This window comes from Stenotrophomonas sp. SrG (genome assembly GCF_050031795.1).
Classification (GTDB): domain Bacteria; phylum Pseudomonadota; class Gammaproteobacteria; order Xanthomonadales; family Xanthomonadaceae; genus Stenotrophomonas; species Stenotrophomonas rhizophila_A.
In genome coordinates this window covers 1-282 of sequence record NZ_JBNBBE010000191.1, presented here as the reverse complement: position 1 = coordinate 282, position 282 = coordinate 1, and the positions used below count along the sequence as shown (strand labels likewise).

At 67.4% G+C, this 282-nt stretch carries 1 pseudogene; it reads left to right on the top strand.

From position 1 onward, the window contains the following. Positions 1 to 282, top strand: a pseudogene (locus ACQG3P_RS19490) (hypothetical protein); the annotation flags it as partial.

Below are 282 nucleotides of genomic sequence, written 5' to 3'. Positions count from 1 at the left end.
CCACCGCACTGGGCGAAAGCGCAACGGCCAGCGGCGTGAACAGCGTGGCCCTGGGCGCAGTCTCCACTGCGGACCGCGACAACAGCGTCTCGGTCGGCACCGCCACTGCGCATCGGCAGATCACCAACGTGGCCGCCGGTACCGAGGGCACCGACGCGGTCAACCTCGACCAGCTCAACGCCGTGGCCGATACCGCCGAGGTAACCAACCGCTACTTCAAGGCTTCCGGCAGCGGCAATGTCGATGACGGGGGCAGCTATGTCGATGGCACCTATGCCACGG